The sequence below is a fragment of the Cystobacter fuscus genome (assembly GCF_002305875.1).
GTDB classification, from domain to species: Bacteria; Myxococcota; Myxococcia; order Myxococcales; family Myxococcaceae; genus Cystobacter; species Cystobacter fuscus_A.
Genome location: NZ_CP022098.1, coordinates 4,213,634 through 4,234,848 on the forward strand (window position 1 = coordinate 4,213,634; position 21,215 = coordinate 4,234,848).

Sequence of the window (21,215 nt, forward strand, 5' to 3'; positions counted from 1 at the left end):
CGCTCTTCGGTCATGAGCGCATCACGCGTCGAACAACTGCGCGCGGACGTTCGCGCGCGCGCGGAGAACCGTCCCGGGGTGTACCGCATGCGCGGGCCCTCGGGAGAGGTGCTCTACGTGGGCAAGTCCGTGCGCGTGCGCACCCGGCTGCTGTCCTACTTCCGGGCGCGGCGTGGGGAGAAGGCGGCGGAGATCATCGGGTACGCGCACGGCGTGGAGTGGGAGTACACGCCGAGCGAGTTCGCCGCCCTGCTGCAGGAGTTCCGCCACATCAAGCGCTGGCGGCCTCCGTACAACGTGGAGCACAAGCGGGACAACTCGCTGTGCTTCATCAAGCTCACGCGCGAGCCGGTGCCCCGGCTGCTGGTGGCCAGCCACGTCATCCACGATGGGGCCGAGTACTTCGGGCCCATCCGCGGCCGGCACCGCGTCACCGAGGCGGTGCGCGCGGTGAGCGACTTGCTGGAGCTGCGCGACTGCGCGTCGGACACGCCCATGCGGCTGGCGGATCAATTCGAGCTGTTCCGCGTCCAGGAGGATCCCCGCTGCATGCGGGGACAGACGGGCCGTTGCATCGCTCCGTGCGCGGGAGGCTGCACGCGCGCCGAGTACCAGACGCGCATCTCGCTCGCGCGTGACTTCTTGAATGGGCTGACGGACCAGCCGCTCGTCCTGGTGCGCGAGCGCATGGCGCTGGCCTCCCGGCGCTTGCAGTTCGAGTACGCGGCCGAGCTGAGAGATCGCTCGGAGTCGCTCGGGGGCGTGAGGGACGAGTTGCTGCGGGTGGGCCAGTTCGTGGAGCGGCTGTCCTTCGTCTACACGGTGCCCGGGGAGGCGGGAGAGGATCGGGTCTACGTCATCCGCCGGGGCAGCGTGCGTGCGGAGTTCGCGGTGCCCGGTTCGCCCGAGGCGCGGCGCGACCTGGAACAGCAGGTGCGAGGGATTTTCGAGAGGCCGGAGCCCCGGATGATCGGCCTGCGCGCCCACGAGGCCCAGGAGGTGCTGCTCGTGGCGAAGTGGTTCCGCCTGCACCCCGAGGAACTGGAGCGCACCGTGCCCGTCGTGCTGAACGTGCTCGTGGAAGCCTCGGGCGAGGAGCCGGGGAGGGCGGGTTAACGGGCCTCGAGTGCCCGTCGGTAGGTGGCCAGCGTCCGCTGGGCGCAGTCCTCCCAGGTGAAGCGCGCGGCGCGCTCGCGGCCCTTCGCCGAGAGATCCCGGCGCAGCGACTCGTCGCGCGCGAGCTTCATCGCCGTCTCCTTCCAGGCCCGGGCGTCGTCGGGGGGCAGCAGCAGCGCCGCCTCGCCCACCACCTCCGGCAGGGACGTGGCGCGCGCGGCCACCACCGGGGTGCCACACGCCATGGCCTCCAGCGCGGGCAGGCCAAAGCCCTCGTAGCGCGAGGGCATGAGCAGCGCCGTGGCGGCGCCGTAGAGGCGCGGCATGTCGTCCTCGGGCAGCTCGGACAGCTCGAGGGTGGAGTCCGGAAAGCCCAGCTCCCACGCCGCGCGTTTGCCCGCCAGCAGCACGAGCGGCTCGGGCAGGGATTCGGCCACGGTCGCCAGCATCCCCAGGTTCTTGAAGGGCTTGGTGTTGCCCACCGCGAGCAGGAAGCGCGGTGGCAGGCCCCGGCGCTCGCGGAAGTCCTTCAGCTCCGAGGCCGTCTGCGGCTGGTAGCGCGCGTCCACCCCGTTGGGGATGACCTGGAGGCGGTAGGGCGACAGGTTCAGCTCCCGCGCGAGCTCCTCCCGGGAGAACTCGGACACGGTGATGAGCGCCCGGGCCGTCTTCGCGCGGGGGCCCACGACGAGCTGGTAGTAGAGGCGGCGGCCCGGGCCGTACTCCTCGGAGAGCACCAGGTGGTTGGCGTCGTGGAGCGTGGCCACGAGCCGTCCCGGCCACAGCGCGGGCAGCGAGAAGGAGGTGGCGTGGAACAGGTCCGGCTTGAGCCGCGCCAGCCACGCGCCGAGCACGGGCTGCTCCAGGGGCGAGAGGAACGGGGCGGGGCAGCGGTGCAGGGGGATGCGCGGGGTGAGGGTGCCCAGGCCCGCGGGGAGCCCCTCGGGCGCGGTGAGGGCGCTGAAGCGCAGGTCCGGTGCGAGCACGGGCAACCGGCACGCCAGCTCCAGCGCGTAACGCGCGATGCCGTGCAGCCGGCCACGAACCATGCGCAGATCGATGAGGATGCTCGCCACGAGAGCTGGCACTACCACACCCCGGGGACGCGGCGGGGACTCGCGTGCTACAAGGCCGCCCCGTGAAGGTCGCCCTCGTCCATGACTGGCTCGTCACCCAGCGAGGCGGCGAGCACGTGCTCGAGGCACTGTGCGAGCTGTTCCCGCGGGCCGACATCCATACCCTCGTCCATCGCCCCGGCGCCGTGCACCCGCGCATCGAGTCCCATCCCATCCACACGTCGCTGCTCCAGCGGGTGCCGCGCATCCACGAGCTCTACCGGCACTTCCTTCCGGTGCTCCCCCAGGTCATCGAGTCCATGCGTCTGACGGACTACGAGCTGGTCATCTCCTCCAGCCACTGCGTGGCCAAGGGCATCCGCAAGCCGCCCGGGGCGAAGCACCTGTCCTACGTGCACGCGCCCATGCGCTACATGTGGGACTTGTTCGACGACTACTTCGGACCGGGCCGGGCGTCCGCGCCGGTGCGCGTGGCGGCGCACGCGGTGCGGCCCTGGCTCCAGAAGTGGGATCGCGAGAGCACCGCCGGGGTGGATCGGCTGCTCGTCAACAGCCAGCACATCGCCGGCAAGGTGCGGCGCTTCTGGGGCCGCGAGGCCAAGGTGGTGTACCCGCCCGTGGCCCTGGAGCGCTTCTGTCGGCATCCGCTCACGGGGCTCGGCCAGGGGGGCTACTACCTGTGGCTGGGCGCCTTCGCTCCCTACAAGCGGCTCGACATCGCGCTGGAGGCCTTCCGCCACCTGGACGCGCCCCTGTGGGTGGTGGGCACGGGGCAGGAGGCGGCGCGGCACACCTCGGGGCCGCCGCCCGCCAACATCCGCTTCCTCGGCTCGGTGGCGGACGAGGCGCTGCCCGGGCTGTACCGCGACGCGCGCGCGCTCGTCTTCACCGCCGAGGAGGACTTCGGCATCGTCCCGCTGGAGGCCCAGGCGTGTGGCCGTCCCGTCATCGCCTACGGGCGGGGTGGGGCGCTGGAGACGGTCAACCCCCGCACGGGCCTCTTCTTCGACGCGCAGACCCCCGAGGCGCTCGCGGACGCCGTGCGCCGCTTCGAGGCGTGGGAGCCGGGCTTCCAGCCCTCGGATGCTCGCTCGCAGGCCGAGCGCTTCAGCCGGGCCGCCTTCCAGCGCGCGGTGATGGCCGAGGTGGACGCGCTCCTGTCGAAGGCATGACGCCCCCTGACAGGGCTGTCAGGGGGGACACGCATCCCCGAGGCGAGGCACACGGTCCGGGAACCGGGTGGGGTGGAGCCAGGGGGGGCAACCCCTTGGATTCCGGGCGCTTTCCATGCTACGAGCGCACCGGCTGTGAGGGTGTCCGGTAGCGGACGGGCCGTGGGTGTGGGGCGCGAGGATTGCAGCTCGCGCGCGGGTCCGAGAGAAGGAGCTTCACGTGTTCAGCCGGTTCCAGCGCTTCTACACGTCCATCAAGGTGGCCGCGGATGTGGTGATGCTGACGGGCGCGTTCGCGCTCGCGTACGCCACGCGTTTCGAGGGGCCGATTCCGGTGATGTACGGACTGCCGGCCTGGGAGGAGACGCTGCTGTCGTTGGCGACGGTGCTCCTGGTCTTCCCCTTCACCTACCAGCAGGCGCGGCTGTACGTGACCAACCGGGCGCGCACGCACATCGGCGAGGTGTTCGAGGTCTTCAAGGCCACCGTCATGGCCACGCTCATCGTGGTGGCGCTGACGTACTTCACGCGCGAGCGCTACTCGCGTCTCATGCTGGCGTTCTTCTCGGGCTATGCGTTCGTGGGGGTGTCCGCGGTGCGGCTGGCGCTGCGCGCGGTGCTCAGTGAGGTGCGCCGACGCGGCTACAACCTCAAGTCCGTGCTCGTCATCGGCACGGGGGAGCTGGGCCAGCGCGTCATCGACACGGTGGAGGGCCACAAGGAGCTGGGCTTCCGGGTGACGGGGGTGCTCACGCTGGGCGACGAGCGCCCGGGTGCGCGGGTGCGGGACATCCCCGTGGTGGGCCACGTGAAGGACGTGGACGCGGTGCTGGACGCGCATCCGGTGGATCAGGTCGTCATCGCGGTGCCGCTCGAGCAGCAGGCCGCCGTCAAGCCGCTCATGGAGCAGCTCGCGCTGCGCACGGTGGACGTGAAGGTGGTGCCGGACCTCTACCAGTACGTCACCCTGTACGGCGGCCTGGAGGAGTTTGGGGGTCTGCCCATCATCAGCCTCCAGGGCGATCCGATGACGGGCTGGAACATGGTGGCCAAGCGCGTCTTCGACATCCTCTTCGCCCTGGTGGCGCTCGTGGTGAGCGCGCCGGTGATGGGGCTGGTGGCGATCGCGGTGAAGCTCACCAGCCGGGGGCCGCTGCTCTACGCCCAGGAGCGCATGGGCATGGATGGGCGCACGTTCCACATCCTCAAGTTCCGCACCATGCGCACGGATGCCGAGGCGTCCGGCGCCCTCATGGCGAGCAAGGACGACCCGCGGCGCACGCCCATCGGCACGTTCCTGCGCAAGTACTCGCTGGATGAGCTGCCCCAGTTCTTCAACGTACTCACCGGTGACATGAGCCTCGTCGGCCCCCGCCCCGAGCGGCCCGTCTTCATCGAGGAGTTCAAGCGGCAGATTCCCCGCTACCACCTGCGCCACAAGGTGAAGGCGGGCATCACCGGCTGGGCGCAGATCAACGGCCTGCGCGGGCAGACCTCCATCCAGAAGCGGATCGAGTACGACCTGTACTACATCGAGAACTGGTCCCTGCTGATGGACCTGAAGATCCTGGTGCGCACCGCCCTGGGGGGCTTCCTGTCCAAAAATGCCTATTAGCGTGGGCTGCCAGACATCCGTGAAATGATGTGAGTTGTGCTTGACTTCTCCGGAAGCCGCGGACGGCCGGTGTCAGGAATTGTTCCTACCATCCGGGCTGTATGGTTGATCTGCTCGGAGCGCATCTGGTCCGCAAGGGAGTCCTCACCCAGACGCAACTGGACGAGGCCCTGAAGTCTCAACTCATCTACGGGGGCAGTCTGGGCACCAACCTGGTCGAGCTGGGCATGCTCAGCCTGGCCACGCTCGGGCAGGCCCTGTCCGACACCTACCATTTCCCCCGGGTGACGGAGGAGGAACTGGCGGCGGTGTCGGTCCAGACGGTGGCCCTGCTGCGACCCGAGCTCGCGCGCCACCACCTGTCGTTCCCCCTGGTCCTGGAAGGCCGCCGGCTGCGCGTGGCCATGGCGGAGCCCCAGGATCCCCGGCACGTGGACGCGCTCGCGTTCGCCACGGGCCTGCGCATCGTGCCGTCCATCCTGCCGGAGCCGCGCCTGCTGCAGGTGCTGGAGCGGCACTACGGCATTGCCCGGCCCGTGCGCCCCGCCCGTCCGGGACAACTCCGGTCCGGGGAGTCCCTTCCGCCCATGACGCCGACGGCCCGGCCGCCGGCGGTGACGCCTCCCACGATCGCCTCCGGTTCCATGAGCCCGGTTCCCACGGCTCCGCTCCATCCGCCGGGGCTGACGCAGCGGAGCAGCGCGAGGGCGACGACTCCGAGGCTTCACGTGGTGCCTCCGTCAACGGGCGCCGCATCGGCTCCGGGCGCGTCTCCGGGCCAGGTGTCCGCGCCTCCCCAACTCCAGACGGCTCCGGTGGGGGCTCGTTCCGCGGAGGCCCCCCCTGTCGCGATGATGGCCTCCGGGGCGGCGCTGCTCCTGGCTCCGGTGCCTTCCGCGCCCCCTCGAGCCGCGCCACCCACGCCCGCGCAGACCGGGGGCGATCCCTTCGCGACCGTTCCCCCGCGCACGGCGGAGCTGTTTCCCGAGGTCCCGGCGCCTCCTCCGTCCACCTCGGAGCAGGAGGGGCCCTCCTCCCTCGAGGCGCGCGCTTTCGAGCGGAACGCGAGGCCCTCGTCCCTGCCGCTGGTGGAGCTTTCGGCGGAGGAGGTTCTCGAGGCGCCGAGCGTGGCGGAGTGGAGGATCCACGCGATGGAGTTGCCCCAGGGCCCCGTCGGTGCATGGGAGATGGCCTCGGACATCGACTACATCGAGTCGGATTCGGGCTCCGCGTCCTGGGCCCAGCGGGGCCTCGAGGTGGACTTCGGCTCGCTGGCGGCCAACGACGCGGACGGAGTGCCGCTCGCCCGCGTCCATGAGTTCCTCCCGCATTGGGAGGCCCGCCTGGGGCGGGACGAGGGCGTGAAGGCGGCGGCCTTGCCGTCCAGCACGGGCACCCAGGGGCCACCGTGGGTGCGGCTCCCGGAGGCCATGGAGGCGCTGCGGCGGGCGACGACCCGGGGCCAGCTGGGCCAGGCGCTGCTGTCCTATGCCCATGGGCGCTTCCCCCGGAGCTTCCTGCTGGGAGAGACCTTCGGCACCATCCGGGTGGGGCTCGCGTGCGGAACGGGGAGCGACAAGCCCGAGGTGGCGGCCTTGAAGATGGACCTGTCGACGCCCTCGCTGCTCGCCCGGGCGGCCGCGGACGGAGGACCCGTCGTCTCCAGCGCGCCGGAGAGCCGGACGGACGAAGCGCTCTTCGCCGCGCTGGGCGGAGCGTCCTCGCACCTGGTGGCCGCGCCCATCCGGCTGCGCCAGCGCGCGGTGGGCTTCGTCGTCATCGACGGGGGACCCTCGCCCATTGGCGCCGAGGAGCTCGATGAACTGGAGCGGCTGCTCGCGGAGGCGTCCGAGGCCTATGGCCGGCTGCACGAGACCTCCTTCTGAGGGAGGGCTCGTGGCCGGGTGACTCCGGGTCTCGGCGTCGGCCCTCCCGAGGGAAATCACCTCGTGACAGACTCACAGTATATTGACAGTATTATTGCATCGCCGTACTCGATTGGGCGCGTCCATTCGCTGGAGAACGCTCGTGCGGGTCGAGAGCATCATCTGGGACATGACCTATGCCTGTCCCCTGCGCTGTAACCATTGCTACTCCGAGTCCGGACGGCGGCCGGCGGTTTCGCGGCGCGAGGACGTGCTGCGGATCGCGGGGGAGATCGCCCGGGTGAAGCCGCGGAGCGTGGCGCTGAGCGGAGGCGAGCCCCTGCTCGCGCCCGGGTGGGAGGAGGCGGTCCAGCGTCTGCGGGAGGAGGGGCTGCCGGTGGGCCTGTACACCAGCGGGTGGCTGATGGACGAGGCCCTCGCGCGGCGACTGGCGGACACCTTCACGCGCGTGTGCGTGAGCGTGGACGGTGGGCGGGCGCGCACCCACGACATGATTCGAGGCCGCGTGGGCTCCTTCGAGCGGGCCATGGCGGCGCTGGAGCTGCTCGCGCGCGAGCGGCGGGAGCGTCAGGCGCGCGGGGAGCCCTGCTATGCGCTGGGCGTCGAGATGACGGTCATGCGCAGCAACCTGGCGGAGACGGAGCTGCTGGTGCGGGAGCTGTCCGGACGCTTCCCCGGCCTGGGGGTGATCCAGCTCGGGATGGTGGTGCCCAGCGGGCTGGCGGCCGAGGAGGACTTCGAGGAGCGCGAGCTGCTCACCGACGAGGAAGGGCAGGCGTTGCTGGCCGACGAGGCGCGGCTGGCGGCCCTGGCGTCCCATGGCGTGCGGGTGGCGGTGAGCGACGTGCGGTCGTTCTACGTGCACGGGATGCCTGGGGCGCCCCGGCTGCCCTTCGCGCACCTCGAGCCGAATGGGCAGCTCCGGGCGTTCGAGACGTGCGAGGCCAAGGTGGGCAGCGTGCTCGACGAGCCGTTCGAGGTGCTGTGGGAGCGGGCGCTCGCATGGCGGGGCGAGCCCTTCGTGGTGGAGCAGTACACCTCCATTCGCACCATGCGCGACTGGGCCCGGGCGGCCAGGGCCCTGGATCAGCGCTATGGCTCCGCGGAGGACGTGGCCCGGATCGCCCGGCGCACGTGGAGGCCGAAGGCCTCGGGGATGTGAGGGCGGGGAACGGCCCTCAAGCGTCCAGCGACTGGAGCAGCAGGGAGAGCTGGTCCCTGCTCGCTCCCTTGGGCAGGTAGTAGTGGGGCCCGGAGCGCAAGGCTCCGCCCACGTCCTGCACCGCCGCGGCCGTCAGCAGCACCACCCGGGGGGGTTCCCCATTCCGGGGCATCCGCTCCAGCACCTCGAGCCCATTCATCCCGGGCATGTTCAGGTCCAGGAGCATCACCCGGTAGCGTTGCCGCGACAGGGAGTCGAGGGCCTCCTGGCCGTTGGCGGCCTCGATGGCCTCGTAGCCGAGATCTTCCAGGCACAAGCGGAGGAATTCCCGCCAGTCCGCGTCGTCATCGACGACCAGCACCTTGCGTGCGACATCCTGGGCAGTCGTTGGATCCAATCGTCCTCCCGCGAGTCCTCCCGTGGCGGAGGATCAACTCCTCCGGGTGACGAGAACATTCTCCCGGGCCGACATGCCGGGATGGAGGGCAGGGGAGCAGGCGTCAGCGGCTCCTGGCGGACGGCACGAAGAGCGCGGAGCCGAGCAGCGCCTTGGCGCGGGCCACCATTCGCGCGCGATCCTGGGGGGCAATGGCCAGCAGGCCCCCTTCGATCATCGCCCAGCTGCACACGAAATCGTCGAGCGTCACCTCCGGTCGCAGCAGTCCCCGCGCTCGCGCCGCCTCCACCGGCCCGGCGAGGAGGCCGCGCAACTGCTGGTTCAGTCGCTCCAGGGCTGTCCTCCCTGCTTCCGTTGATGCCAGGTACGGGTGCAATCCCGGGATGGCGCTCAGGGTGTCGGCGATCCAGAAGAAGATCTCCTCGACGGAGCGGGCCGGGTCGGGGGCCGAGGCGAGGCGTTGTTCGATGAGGTCCACGCGGCGCTCGATCATCGCGAGGGCCAGGTGGTCGCGGTCCGGGAAGTGGCGGTAGAGCGTGCCTCGTCCGACGCCGGCGCGCTCGGCGATGAGTTGGAGCGGCACGTGGAGGCCGTGCTCGCGGAAGACCTGTTCGCCCGCCGCGAGGAGCAGTTCACGGTTGCGCTGAGCGTCCTGTCGTTGCGTCACATCCAGGAGTGTACCGCACGAAACGGACATCCGTGTCCGCTTCGTGGTAGGTTCGGCGGAGAAACGGACACCCATGTCCGTTTCTCCGGGGAAACCACCCCACGACACGGGAGATCCGCACCATGAGCGCACCCCACAAGGACGTCATCGTCATCACCGGCCTCGGTGGCATGGGCCTCGCCACCGCCCGCCGCCTCGGCTCCGGCCGCCAGCTCGTCCTCGCCGACTACGCCCAGGAGCTCCTCGACCGTGTCGCCGACACCCTTCGCGGCGAAGGCCACACCGTCCACCCCCTTCGCGTCGACGTCTCCGACCCGCGGTCCGTCGAACGGCTCGCCCAGCACGCAGGCGCCCTCGGCTCGCTCCGTGCCGTCGTGCACACCGCCGGCGTCTCCCCCGTGCAGGCGAGCCCCGAGCGGATCATCCAGGTGGACGTCCTCGGCACCGCCCACGTCCTCGACGCCTTCCTCCCCTTCGTGACGCCTGGCGGTGTCGCGGTGTGCATCGCCTCGATGGCCGGTACGATGGTGGCGCTTCCCCCCGAGGCCGAACGCGCCCTGGCCACCACCCCCACGAGCCAACTCGCGGGGCTGCCCATGCTCGACCCGAAGAACCTCGATTCCGGCGCCGCCTACAGCGTGGCGAAGCGTGCGAACCAGCTGCGCGTCCAGGCGGCGTCGATTCCGTGGGGGCGGCGGGGCGGCCGGGTGGTCAGCGTCAGCCCGGGCATCATCTCCACCCCCATGGGTCAGGCGGAGTTGAGCAGCCCCCACGGCGAGGTCATGCGCGGCATGATTCAAGCGTCCGGCACGGGGCGCATTGGCACCCCGGACGACATCGCCAGCGCCGTCGAGTTCCTGATCAGCCCCCAGGCGTCGTTCATCACCGGCACCGACCTCCTCGTCGACGGCGGCGCCGTCGCCGCGGCGCGCTACGCCCGATAGCGCATCTCCCTCGTGACGGAGAGGGACATGGTTCCCCCAGGTGCGCCAGAATCGCTCTCACCTCTATCTGGACTCGACCCGTCCGAGCGGCCTGGCCACGCCAGTCAGCGTGTTTTGCGCTTCCTGCCAGGCCGGGTCTCCGGGGTAGAGCGCGGTGCGGAGGTAGGCCCAGGAGAGACGCTGAACGGCGGCCACTCGCTCGGGGTTCTCGTCCGTGGTCTCGGCGACGTCATATCCCGAGACTCCGCCCAGCCCGTGCCCTGCGTCGAACAGGGTGAGCAGGGACTTGGGGCCTGGGGAGAGGAAGTAGGGATCGGCGTGCCAGTCGGCGCCCGCGACCGTCAGGTGGGGAGAGTCGTCCTTGTCGCCAGCGACCACGAGCGCGGGCGTCGCCATCGTGGAGAAGTCGATGGTCGTGAAGAAGGAGTAGTTCTCGGCTGCGAACTTGCTGAGGGCATCGCCTCTGCCGGGCGCGGCGAGCAGCACGCCCGCCTTGATCCGGGGCTCGGCGAGGTTCACTTCCGTTCCGTCGTGGGGAGCCTTGTGCCGCGCGCCAAGCAGCAGGCTCGCGGTGTGCCCGCCCATCGAGTGCCCGACGACGGCCACCTTGCTTCGGTCCAAGCGCCCGGCGAGCCCAATGACGGCGCGCTCGATCGCGTCGAGTTGGTCGAGGATGCGCTTCATGTCCTCGGCCCGCGCTCGCCAGTACAGAGGCGCATCGGGGTCCTTGGAGTCGAGGGTGAGCGTCTTCGAGTCGAGATGGGTGGGCTGGATCACGACGAAGCCGTGTGCCGCGAAGTAGTTGGCGAGTGGGGCGTAGCCGTTCAATGAGGAGAGGTGGTTGGAGCGGCCGTGGCCGTGCGAGAGCAAGAGGATGGGCAGTGCGCTTCCGGTCACGGGCGCGGAGACTCGCACCTGGAGATCGACGGCGCGGCCGGGAGCTGGCAGCACGATGGGGCTGACCGACAGGACCGGAGTGGGTGCGCTGGGGGTGTTGGTTGCGGAAGCCGGTTCGCTCATGATTCTGATGTCCTTTCGTGGGCTCGGCTCCGTGAAAAGGCCCGGAGACGAGAGCGCGAACCATGACGCGCGGCACGATCCCTGAATTGGAAGGACCGGACATTTTCATCGTCCCTTCCGTGCCGGATTGAACGGCCGCGGTGGACGCGCGAGGATACGAGGGTGTCGCGCACGATGGACTTCGCCGCCTCGACCTTCTCAATTTCCCGCTTCGTCGAGGACGTTCGTGGTGTCGTGCCAGTCGCTGGACGCGCGAGTCACGAACGGCTGCCCGACGGAAGAACGATCCTTGTCTTTCGAGTGCTCGAGGAGGGTCGGAAAGGGGATGTGTGCGTCGCGGGCCCGCGAACGCGGGCGCTGTTCAAGAACGCAACCGGCGTCGAGCGGGCGGTCATCCTTCAGTTCAAGCCGGGCTGGTCGGCGCAGCTCCTGGGCGTGGCGGCGAGCGCGCTGACGGACCGGATCGTGCACCTGGAAGACATCTGGGGCCGTTCGGGCGGCGACCTCTGCCTCGAGCTCCTCGCGGCGCGAAGCCTGCCGGAGATGCTCGACCGACTCTCCCACGCGATCGCCCTTCGTGCCCAGCAGACATCCGACCCGGCATCGGCACGGCTCGCTCGCCGCGCGGTTCGCCTGCTCGAAGGGGACGAGGTTCGGGTGGAGAGCGTAGCGGAGCGGCTTGGCGTCACGGCGCGGCATCTTCGCCGTGCCTTCACGGAGAGCGTCGGCATCGGGCCGAAGGATTTCGCGCGGGCCGTTCGCCTGCGGCGTGCCGTGGGAATGGCGGCGACCTCGAAGGACTGGGGACGCATCGCCGCGGACGCGGGTTATTACGACCAGGCGCACCTCATTGCCGACTTCCGGGAGCTCGTCGGGCTCACACCGGGCGCCTTCGGGAAGGCGCTCCCAAGCGTGATGTGCTCGAAGCGCTCATGCCGCGAGCACCTCAACACAGCCCCTATCCGTCTTGAGCTCCTCAGCAAGGCGAGACGAGCGCGCCCGATAACGTCCGCTCGCTAGAGCTTCCGCACCAGCACGTCGATGTTGACGTCTTTGCTGAAGTCACTGACGGAGATGTGGTCGGGTTTGAACTCGAACCCCGGGAGCTCGAACTTGTAGTTCACGGTTTCGCCGGGGACGAGCGGAAAGGAGAAGGTATTGTAGACCTTCACGTCCTGATCTGGCTCCGTGGTGCCGTACTTCGAGAGGTCGAGACCGTAAGCCCGGGAGGCGAACCGGGTGTTCTCGACGTTGCGCACGTGCACCGTCTGTCCGAAGAGATGGCTACCGAACTTCAGTTGGCCATGCACCTCTTTTAGCTTGTTCAGCCGCTCGCACGTGTCCAGCGTATTGATTTGCGCCGGCATTTTATCGCCCGCTCGGTAGAAGTCGACGGCGGGCGAGGGCCGCTTTCCCGTGAGCTTCCAGGCAATCATGGAGCGAGCATAAAGGTATTCGTCCAGGTTTGCCGACGAGGCGAACCCAGCCGAGCCCCCGGTCGTCCCAGAGGGTTGGTGGTACAGGGTGAAGATGGGCGCGCCATGTTTTCCTCGGCCCGGGATGTTCGTCGTGTTCTCTTGCAAATCGTCCCAGTTCTTCATGTTCCAGGGCGATTCGCACGTGTATTCCCATTGGTCGAGGTACCAGTCGAGGGCATCGAACGGCGCCGTGCTTTTGGTGTCGTGGAGTTCCCGGAACACGACGAGCCTTTGATTGCTATCGATCAGCTCGCGAATCGTTGGCCACTTGTGTCGGTCGACGGTCTCGTGGCCGTGCCGAGGCTTGGGGCGGTGGTACAAGTACGGGAAGACATTCCAATCGATGCGGCCGGTGAAATCGCCGGTCCCCGGACCCTTTCCCTTGAAGGTTTCCTCCAGCTCGGTGGCGATATCGCCATAGGACTCGCAATAGAGGGTCACGATCTCCTTCGGATGCTTGTCGAGGAAGGTCTTGAGCCTGCCGAGGAGTTCGCAGAGGTCGGCATAGCTCGAGCCGTGACTTCCGCCATGCTGCAAGCGCAGGCCGCCATCAAGCGGGTGGATGTCGAGCATGAGCGCCCGCACCCCATCCGTGAGCTGGTCCTGGATGCCGTAGTGCTGGTTCGGATCGACGTTCTGGCCGATATCAGGCTTGTTGTTGAATGCGTTGTGCGTAATGAGCCACGAGACGCGATCGTATGGCTTGTCGAGCACGTTTGCGAGCCAGTGCGGATTCTTGCTGGTAGCCATTTCCCAAAACTCCTCGTGGGTTTCGTCGAAGCTTCGATTCCCACATTGAAAGTAAAGAGCGTTCAACGCCGCCGGGCCCGGCGGCTCGAACATACGAGACGCGATATCGTTCGCCGATGTCAAGCGCCAAACATCACGGCTCCCAAAGTCAATTCGCGAGCAGGCTGGAGGCTCCTACCGCACGGGACACGACTCGACGCTTTCTTCGGTGAGCACATGGCTCGCAACGAGAGCCCTGTGCTTTTCGTCCAGTACTGGCGTCAATTCGCCTGCCCCCCTCCACCGGGGAGTTGAGCCTCGGGGAAAGAACGATTAAGCAGGCTCTCCATGGCATGGGGACTGATTGTCGAGCCGAATGGTGCATGTTCATCGAAGTATCAGGTCCTGATGGCTGACCTCGGCCTCGAGCCCGTCTGCGTCCAGGATGGGAAGGCCGCCAGGACCATGCTCACGAACCACGACGAGGCGCCCGCCGTGGTGATGACCGAACTGTCCCTCGCGGGGGTGGACGGCTTTCAGCTCGTTCGCGAGGTCCGGCGGCACTCGCCCAAGACCCGCATCATCGTGCTCTCCTCCTTCGTGACGCTGCGCACCAAGGCCCTCGAGCAGAAAGACATGCTCGACATCCAGGGCATCCTCGCCAAGAGCGCCCCCCTGGAATCCATCCGCCGGATGCTCTACCGCGTGCTCGGCATCCAGCCGCCCGAGCCCACCGCGAGCGCGACCCCGCCAGGCCCGCTGCCCATGCTCGCCCCCCTCGAGTCTCCGAGCCCGTCCCCGACGCCCACGGCCAGCCCGGTCTCCGCGAGCACCCTGACCCTGGCAAGGGAGCGGGCGCGTCTGGCCCAGATCGCGAGCATGCGACTCGTCGATGAGGGGCCTCCAGACGAGATGCTCCAGGGACTGGTGCAGGAGACGGCGCGAGCCTTCAACGTCCCCATCGCGCTCGTGTCGCTGGTGCTCGAGGAGCGGCAGTGGTTCATGGCCCACGTCGGGCTCAGCGGCAAGGTGCTCGAGGAGCGCGGCACCGAGCGCGAGGTGGCGCTCTGCGCCCATGTCGTGGAGGCGGACCAGGCCGAGCCCCTGGTGGTCCCCGACGCCGCCACCCATCCCGTGTTCAGCGGCAACCGACTGGTGCGCGAGGGTCTGTTCCGCTCGTACGCGGGTGCGCCCCTCATCACCCGGGAGGGCACGGTGCTGGGAACACTGTGCATCCTCGACCAGAAGCCACTGGCCATCTCCGCCGAGCAGGTGGACGGGTTGGTGGCACTGGCGCGCCGGGTGGCGGGGGAGCTCGAGTTCCGCGCCCAGTTGAGCAAGAGCCGGCAGGCCTTGACGCTGGAGCGGAGTGCCCATGAGGCGGTCCGCTTGCAGGCGGACGTCCTGGCGGTCGCGCTCAACGGCCTGGATGACGCGGTGGTGCTCTTCGACCACCGGCGCATCATCCTCTTCGCCAACGAGTCCATGGCGCTGCTGGCGGAGCGCAACGCGTCGGAGCTCATGGGCATGGATCGGCATACCTTCATCCGCCTTCTCTCCAGCCGCTTCAAGGACTCCCTGGACTTCCTGCGGCGGATCCTCATTCCCGAGGAGGGCCCGTACGTGGCGCGGGAGGATTTCGAGCTCAAGTCCTCACCGCGCGTGCTGCGCTGGATGTCCCGGCCGGTGGCCTTCGCCGATGGCCACTTTGGCCAGCTCACCACCTACCGGGACGTGACGAATGAGGTGGAGCTCGCTCAGAGCCGAACCTAGCGTCCTCCCTGCGGGTTCTTCCTCAATGCCGCTCCCAAGTCCGGTGAGCCAGGTACTTGCCTTTGGTTTGCTGCGTGTTGCCACAGGCTGGACACCGAAACGAGTCCCTGTTGGGAACGGGCTTGGGATTGGATACAGGAAAAGGCAACGGAACCCCAAGCGGCCGTGGACGTGCTTTGTTGGCCTCTTTGCAGGCATTGTCGCTCACGACCTGTTCATGCAGCGTCATCGTCGCTCCCAGTGCGGTGGAGGTCATGCGCCCGGTGGTTGCCCGTTGAAATCGGTAGCGGCCAACTTCGGCGTTGCGCATCGCTTGACTTTCGGCGCCTGGAACCTGGGTAGCTATATCGGCAAGAAAAGTGGCATTGCGGATCAGTCCAGGGCCTGCGCCGGCGAGTAGCTCGGTCAGTCTCGCGGCAATATCACCCGCATGGGCTTCGCCAGCTTTCCCCGTTGCGTTTGGTGGCAGGCAGGCGAGACTCAGGCCACTTATACCGCCTGGTCCTGCTTGTTGTTGGAGCCGGTCGACTTCCGGATCTCGCGCTGCGGCTCCGGCAATGTCCCAACATAAACCACCACCGGTTGGTTCTTCTCCCGAGTGGTAGGCGATATCAAAAGTGCCACTTCGACCGCCGACAATCACGACATCGCGGCCCGCCTCTCGCATTCTTGTCTTGAGGGCTGCCCAGAAGTAGGCGCGTTGTCGATCGGTCCGCGCATGATTGGCATAGAGGTCGATGTGATTGGCACCACCGCCAGCCGGAGGGCGCCCAAAGGTCACCACCCTTCGCTCACCACGGGCTCCGTTGACCGCGGCGAGGCGAGCAGCGGAGGTGTTGTGTTGAAAGTTGTACTTTTCGTCACGATTCGCTAGCAAGATATAACCGCGATTGAGGCTCAAGCAGCCAGGAAAAACGGTCAAGGCCCTGATCGAGCCATCGATGGCGCTTTTTTCCGCGCTCGTCAGGCGCTCCGTCAATGCATCTTCAAACAATTCGCAGGCGACATCGGCAATCGAGCGTTGCTCGTTCAGGGCCTGGGTTGCCGCGGCTTCGAACACCCGGCGCGAGGTGCTCAAGCAGCTTTCGACATGGGTCCCTATGGGCAGGCTCGCTCGTGCGATGTGGACTGGATGCCAATGTGTCGTCTTGGTCCGTGCCGCCCAAGGAGGTACAGCGCCGGCTGGTGCGTCACCGGTGATCAAGATGGTCCGCCTTCCCAGGCGTTCCTCGACGAGCTGTTCGATCATGGAGGCACAGACTCGCAAATGCTTCTCTGTCGATCCGATGCGGATCGCAACCGCGAGGTTGGGGTGAAGCCTCATGGCGGCGATGAGCCAACAAAGGTCGCCTGTCATGTCGCTGTTGAGCGCTATCGCACTCGCCGTGCCGGCTGGCATATGGGCCAATCTCGCGGTAGGCGTGGCCGTGGGCAACGCATGGCACTCACTTTCCGCGAGACGGACGCTCTCGGCCAGTTCTCGAAAAACAAGCTCGGATTCACGTGCTCTGTCCACCCAGGCACCCAGCGTATTGTAGCGCGCGTTATTGCCGACGCCCGGAGGATGTCGTAGCGGAGCACCAGCCGCGGATTCACGCGGATCGATGGCAATGGCCCAGTCTTTCGCGGTGAGCTGGGTTGGCGCACCAGCTCCTCCAGTCGCGATGCCATTGCACGCCGCGATGCGTTCATTGATTGCGGCGGTTGCACCATCTGTCCAGGTGTATTGGATGGGATAGGTTCCACGAACGGGTGTAAATGGCATCGGAGATCCAGCACGAGATGGGGGTAGGGGTTGGCGGAAGCGGTGCCGCATGGAGCATGTCCAGTCCGATTAGGGCATGCAGTCGGGTTGAAGTTTTGAAGCTGCAACTGCCTGGAATGAACCGCCGTGCTGCCAAGCGGTACATTATACCCTGGGAAGATGGAGCCTGGGAAGATCTCCACCTTGTAGGCCCGAGGCCCACCGAAGACCGCAATACCCTGGAGCAGCACGTACTCCAAAGCCGTGAGGCGAAGCATGGCAGCCCAGGCCGCTGGTCATTTATAGATAGATAAGCCCTCGTGTTTCTTGGGCCCAGGTGCACGGTCTGTCAATCCGATGCCTCGGCGGCTGTTCCTGGGGGGCCTTGACGCCTCCGGTCCGGACGCTTATAGACCTATCAGCGCTTATTGGTCTATCAGTATCCACTCCGATCCGGGAGAGCACCCATGACCCCGTCCCTCCTCCCCATTCCGCAGCCCCGCCCCTGGCCGCTCGTGGGCAATCTCACCGATCTGGATGCCGAGCAGTCCATCCTGAGCATCATGGAGCTGGCCCGCCTCCACGGCCCCATCTTCCGGTTGGTGTTCTTCGGCCAATCGCTCATCGTCGTGGGCTCGCAGGAACTGGTGAACGAACTCTGTGACGAGACGCGCTTCGGCAAGCTCGTCCACTCCTCGCTCCGGGAGCTCCGAGCCATCGGCGGGGATGGGCTGTTCACCGCGCACACCGAGGAGCCCAACTGGGGCAAGGCCCACCGCATCCTCATGCCCGCCTTCGGGCCGCTCGGCGTGCGCGACATGTTCGCCCCCATGCTCGACGTGGCCGAGCAGATGCTCCTGCGCTGGGAGCGCTTCGGCGCGGGGGCGGTGCTCGACGTGCCGGATCAGATGACGCGGCTCACGCTCGACACCCTCGCGCTCTGCGCCTTCGACTACCGCTTCAACAGCTTCTACCAGGACGCGCTGCACCCGTTCGTGGGCGCCATGGTGGATGGCCTCCACGAGGCGGGGGTCCGCGCGGACCGCCCGGAGGTGCTCAACCGGCTCCTGCTGCCGAGCGCCCGGCGCTACGCGGAGGACATCCGGTTGATGCACGCGGTGGCCGACCAGATCATCACGGAGCGGCGGCGCGATCCGGACGCGGGCCAGAAGAACGACCTGCTCGGCCGCATGCTCTCCGCGAGGGATCCGGTCACCGGGGAGACGCTGTCCGACGAGAACATCCGCTACCAGATGGTGACGTTCCTGATCGCGGGGCACGAGACGACGAGCGGTCTGCTCTCGTTCGCGCTCTACCTGCTCTTGAAGAATCCCCGGGTGCTCCACGCCGCGCGCGCCCGCGTCGACGAGGTGCTCGGTGGCGACACGCCGCGCCTGGAGCACCTGCCCTCCCTGCGCTACGTGGAGCAGATCCTCATGGAGACCCTGCGCCTGTGGCCCACGGCGCCCGCCTTCGCCGTGCGGGCATACGAGGACACCGTCATCGGTGGGCGCTACGCCATCACTCCCCAGGACGCGGTGATGATCTTCCCGCCCATCCTGCACCGGGACCCGAAGGTGTGGGGGCCCGACGTGGAGGCGTTCCGGCCCGAGCGCTTCGATCGCGAGGCGGAGGCACGGCTGCCCCCCAACGCCTGGAAGCCCTTCGGCAATGGCCAGCGCGCCTGCATCGGGCGGCCCTTCGCCCTCCAGGAGGCCCTGCTCGTCCTGTCGATGATCCTGCGGCGCTTCGACCTCATCGAGGACGACCCGTCCTACACCCTGAAGATCAAGGAGACGCTCACCCTCAAGCCCGAGGGTTTCCGCATCCGCGCGAGGCGGCGCGACCTGGCCGCGCTCAAGTCCCGGAGTCCCGTGCCTGGCGCGCCGCGAGGGACACCCGCGCCGGAGCCCACCCCGGCCCTGGCGCGCACCGAGGGCCCCCGCACGCCCCTGCTGGTGCTCTACGGCTCGAACACGGGCTCGGCGCAGGCGTTCGCGCAGCGCATCGGGAGCGATGCGCCCTCCCACGGCTACAGCGTGCGGGTCGCGCCCATGGATGAGCACGCGGGCCGACTGCCGACCCAGGGCGCGGTCATCGTCCTCACCGCCTCGTACGAGGGCCAGCCCCCCGACAACGCCCGCCAGTTCGTCGCCGCGCTCGAGGCGGCCCCGGCCGGAGCGTTCGCGGGCGTGAAGTACACGGTCTTCGGCTGCGGCAACCGGCAGTGGGCGCGCACGTACCAGGCCGTTCCCCTCCAGGTGGATGCCTTGCTGGAACAGGCGGGCGCCACCCGGCTCAAGCCGCGCGGCGAGGCGGATGCCTCCGAGGACTTCTTCGGGGCCTTCGACGCCTGGTACGCGACGCTGTGGCCCGCGCTCGCCGCCACCTTCGGCCAGGAGGCCGCCGGGACGTCCGAGGCGCCCCGGCTCCAGGTCGAGGTGGTGCGCGACAACCGTTCCACCTTGCTGCGGCAGGAGGACCTGGGCGCGGGACAGCTCGTGGAGAATCGGGAGCTGGTGAACCTGGCCTCCCCGCATGCCCGCTCCAAGCGGCACCTGGAGATCCTCCTGCCCGAGGGAATGACGTACCGGGCCGGGGACTACCTGGCCGTCCTCCCCCGGAATCCGGGGGTGAGCGTCGAGCGCGCCCTGCGCCGGTTCGGCTTCGCCCAGGACAGCCAGATCATCGTGCACAAGGAGGGCGCCCGGCTCACGGCGCTGCCCACCGGCTACCCCATCGCCGTGAGCGAGTTGCTCACCAGCTATGTGGAGCTCGGACAGCCCGCCACCCGGGCCCAGGTCGAGACGCTCGCGAAGGCCACGCGCTGCCCGCCGGAAAAGCAGCCCCTGGAGGCGCTCGCCCAGGAGGCGCTGTACCGGCGCGAGGTGCTCGACAAGCGCGTGAGCGTGCTGGACCTGCTGGAGCGCTTCCCCGCGTGCGAGCTGTCCTTCGCCGCGTTCCTGGAGATGCTGCCTCCGCTCAAGGCCCGGCAGTACTCGATCGCGTCCTCGCCGCTGTGGAACGAGCACCGCTGCGCGCTCACGGTCGCCGTCGTCGATGCGCCCGCGTACTCGGGCCAGGGCCGCTACCTCGGCGTGACCTCCAACTACCTCGCCGCCTTGGCGCCCCCCACCCGCGTGTCCGTGGCGGTGCGGCCCAGCCACCCTCGCTTCCATCCCCCGACGGATCCCCAGGAGCCCCTGGTGATGATCTGCGCCGGTACCGGGCTCGCCCCCTTCCGGGGATTCCTCCAGGAGCGAGCCCTCCAGGCCCGGGAGGGCCGGCGCGTCGGACCGGCGCTGCTCTTCTTCGGCTGCGATCACCCGGACGCGGACTTCCTCTACCGCGAGGAACTGGAGGCCTGGCAGCGCGCCGGGATCGTGGACGTGCGACCCGCCTTCACCTACGCGCCGGAGGGCGAGGTGACCTTCGTCCAGCACCGTGTCTGGAAGGATCGCGCGGACGTGGCCGGGTTCTTCCAGCGGGGCGCCACGGTGTACGTCTGCGGCGATGGCCGGCGCATGGCGCCAGCGGTGCGGGAGACGCTGGTGCGCATCTACGAGGAGGCCACCCAGGTGCCGCGCGAGGAGGCCGAGCAGTGGGCCCTGCGGATGGAGCGCGAGCAAGGCCGCTTCGTGGCGGATGTCTTCGCGTGAGGAGCGCGTGCCCGCTCCTTCCCACCAGGCGACCCGGCGGGCGCCAGGCGGGTGTCCCTCCACACTTGGAGGAGGACGAAAGCGCCCGGACCGAGCAGGATGGCGGCGTGAGCAAGGAACCCACGCAGAGCGCGGGGCGCGCCGACATCCTCGCGGCGGCGCTGCACGAATTCGCCGACCATGGCTTCACGGGCGCCACCACGGCGGGCATCGCCCGGAGGGCGGGCGTCACCCAACCCCTGGTCCATCATCACTTCGGCTCCAAGCAGGGGCTGTGGAGCGCGGTCCTGACCCAGTTCTACCAGGACCTCACCGCCGCCCTCGAGCACACCATCCAGCAGGTGGAGGCGGAGGGCGTGGATCGGCGGACACGGCTGGCGCGGCTGCTGCACTCCCTGATGGCCTTCTTCGGCCGGCGCCCCGAACTCAGCCGCCTGCTGCGCGTCGAGAGCAGTGCGAGCGGCGCGATGGCCGAGGAGATCCACACCCGGTGGGTCTCCAAGCAGGTGGAGCTCTTCCGGCGCGAACTGGCCGCCGCCATGGAGGACGGCACGCTGCCGCCGGTGGATCCGCGGATGGCCTACCCGCTCATCATCGGGGCCTGCATCCAGCCCTTCTCCGAGCCGGAGACGATACGGCTCGCCTTCGGCCTGGACATGCACCATCCGGTCAACGTGGAGCAGTACGCGAACTTCGCCGTGGACGTGCTGCTGCGAGGCCTCGGCGTGCCCCCCGAGCCGCCCCGCCCCCCGCGGACACGGCGCCGCTGACCTCACG

16 protein-coding genes are annotated in these 21,215 nt (G+C 68.6%); 10 read left to right on the plus strand and 6 right to left on the minus strand.

The annotated features are described in order from the left end of the window. Window positions 1–12 precede the first annotated feature (12 nt). Window positions 13–1,116: a nuclease gene (locus tag CYFUS_RS17305; RefSeq protein WP_232537622.1), complete on the plus strand. Its 1,104-nt coding sequence runs from the start codon at window positions 13–15 to the stop codon at window positions 1,114–1,116. On the opposite strand, the gene CYFUS_RS17310 is transcribed toward CYFUS_RS17305, so the two are convergent. Continuing rightward, window positions 1,113–2,165, minus strand: a complete 1,053-nt coding sequence (locus CYFUS_RS17310; RefSeq protein ID WP_198316897.1) for a glycosyltransferase family 4 protein — start codon at window positions 2,163–2,165, stop codon at window positions 1,113–1,115. The two genes, CYFUS_RS17305 and CYFUS_RS17310, sit on opposite strands and share 4 nt — an antisense overlap. 89 nt (window positions 2,166–2,254) lie before the next feature. Here CYFUS_RS17310 and CYFUS_RS17315 point away from each other — a divergent pair, with 89 nt between their 5' ends. From CYFUS_RS17315 to CYFUS_RS17330, 4 genes are all read left to right on the plus strand, one after another. Continuing rightward, the gene (locus CYFUS_RS17315; protein WP_095986233.1) at window positions 2,255–3,364 is read left to right on the plus strand and encodes a glycosyltransferase; all 1,110 of its coding nucleotides are present in this window, start codon (window positions 2,255–2,257) and stop codon (window positions 3,362–3,364) included. A gap of 220 nt (window positions 3,365–3,584) precedes the next feature. Next, a complete protein-coding gene (locus CYFUS_RS17320; protein WP_095986234.1) occupies window positions 3,585–4,979 on the plus strand; it encodes an undecaprenyl-phosphate glucose phosphotransferase in 1,395 nt (464 codons plus the stop codon). Between the two features lie 101 nt (window positions 4,980–5,080). Then, on the plus strand, window positions 5,081–6,865 hold the full coding sequence (locus tag CYFUS_RS17325; RefSeq protein WP_095986235.1) for a hypothetical protein: 1,785 nt from the start codon (window positions 5,081–5,083) through the stop codon (window positions 6,863–6,865). Between the two features lie 142 nt (window positions 6,866–7,007). Beyond that, window positions 7,008–8,027: a radical SAM protein gene (locus CYFUS_RS17330; protein ID WP_095986236.1), complete on the plus strand. Its 1,020-nt coding sequence runs from the start codon at window positions 7,008–7,010 to the stop codon at window positions 8,025–8,027. A gap of 16 nt (window positions 8,028–8,043) precedes the next feature. Here CYFUS_RS17330 and CYFUS_RS17335 read toward each other — a convergent pair whose 3' ends face one another. Together CYFUS_RS17335 and CYFUS_RS17340 are read right to left on the minus strand one after the other, a co-directional pair. Continuing rightward, window positions 8,044–8,424 (minus strand): response regulator, encoded by a 381-nt coding sequence (locus tag CYFUS_RS17335; RefSeq protein WP_095986237.1) that lies wholly within the window; start codon window positions 8,422–8,424, stop codon window positions 8,044–8,046. A gap of 103 nt (window positions 8,425–8,527) precedes the next feature. Then, window positions 8,528–9,121: a TetR/AcrR family transcriptional regulator gene (locus CYFUS_RS17340; protein ID WP_232537623.1), complete on the minus strand. Its 594-nt coding sequence runs from the start codon at window positions 9,119–9,121 to the stop codon at window positions 8,528–8,530. A gap of 92 nt (window positions 9,122–9,213) precedes the next feature. On the opposite strand from CYFUS_RS17340, the gene CYFUS_RS17345 reads away from it, so the two are divergent. Continuing rightward, a complete protein-coding gene (locus tag CYFUS_RS17345; protein WP_095986238.1) occupies window positions 9,214–10,035 on the plus strand; it encodes an SDR family oxidoreductase in 822 nt (273 codons plus the stop codon). 63 nt (window positions 10,036–10,098) lie between these two features. Here CYFUS_RS17345 and CYFUS_RS17350 read toward each other — a convergent pair whose 3' ends face one another. Next, the gene (locus CYFUS_RS17350; RefSeq protein ID WP_095986239.1) at window positions 10,099–11,055 is read right to left on the minus strand and encodes an alpha/beta hydrolase family protein; all 957 of its coding nucleotides are present in this window, start codon (window positions 11,053–11,055) and stop codon (window positions 10,099–10,101) included. A gap of 162 nt (window positions 11,056–11,217) precedes the next feature. Here CYFUS_RS17350 and CYFUS_RS52750 point away from each other — a divergent pair, with 162 nt between their 5' ends. Further along, window positions 11,218–12,075, plus strand: a complete 858-nt coding sequence (locus tag CYFUS_RS52750; protein WP_232537624.1) for a helix-turn-helix domain-containing protein — start codon at window positions 11,218–11,220, stop codon at window positions 12,073–12,075. On the opposite strand, the gene CYFUS_RS17360 is transcribed toward CYFUS_RS52750, so the two are convergent. Beyond that, window positions 12,072–13,283: a hypothetical protein gene (locus CYFUS_RS17360; RefSeq protein ID WP_095986240.1), complete on the minus strand. Its 1,212-nt coding sequence runs from the start codon at window positions 13,281–13,283 to the stop codon at window positions 12,072–12,074. The genes CYFUS_RS52750 and CYFUS_RS17360 overlap by 4 nt on opposite strands. A 327-nt stretch (window positions 13,284–13,610) precedes the next feature. Here CYFUS_RS17360 and CYFUS_RS17365 point away from each other — a divergent pair, with 327 nt between their 5' ends. After that, window positions 13,611–15,035, plus strand: a complete 1,425-nt coding sequence (locus CYFUS_RS17365; protein WP_095986241.1) for a GAF domain-containing protein — start codon at window positions 13,611–13,613, stop codon at window positions 15,033–15,035. Window positions 15,036–15,057: 22 nt separating this feature from the next. On the opposite strand, the gene CYFUS_RS50635 is transcribed toward CYFUS_RS17365, so the two are convergent. Further along, window positions 15,058–16,800 (minus strand): hypothetical protein, encoded by a 1,743-nt coding sequence (locus CYFUS_RS50635; RefSeq protein ID WP_157758492.1) that lies wholly within the window; start codon window positions 16,798–16,800, stop codon window positions 15,058–15,060. A gap of 446 nt (window positions 16,801–17,246) precedes the next feature. Between CYFUS_RS50635 and CYFUS_RS17370 the strand changes: the two genes are divergently transcribed. Together CYFUS_RS17370 and CYFUS_RS17375 are read left to right on the plus strand one after the other, a co-directional pair. Next, complete coding sequence (locus tag CYFUS_RS17370; protein WP_095986242.1) at window positions 17,247–20,438, plus strand: bifunctional cytochrome P450/NADPH--P450 reductase; 3,192 nt, start codon at window positions 17,247–17,249, stop codon at window positions 20,436–20,438. Window positions 20,439–20,545: 107 nt separating this feature from the next. Beyond that, window positions 20,546–21,208: a TetR/AcrR family transcriptional regulator gene (locus CYFUS_RS17375; protein ID WP_198316606.1), complete on the plus strand. Its 663-nt coding sequence runs from the start codon at window positions 20,546–20,548 to the stop codon at window positions 21,206–21,208. Window positions 21,209–21,215: the final 7 nt, after the last annotated feature.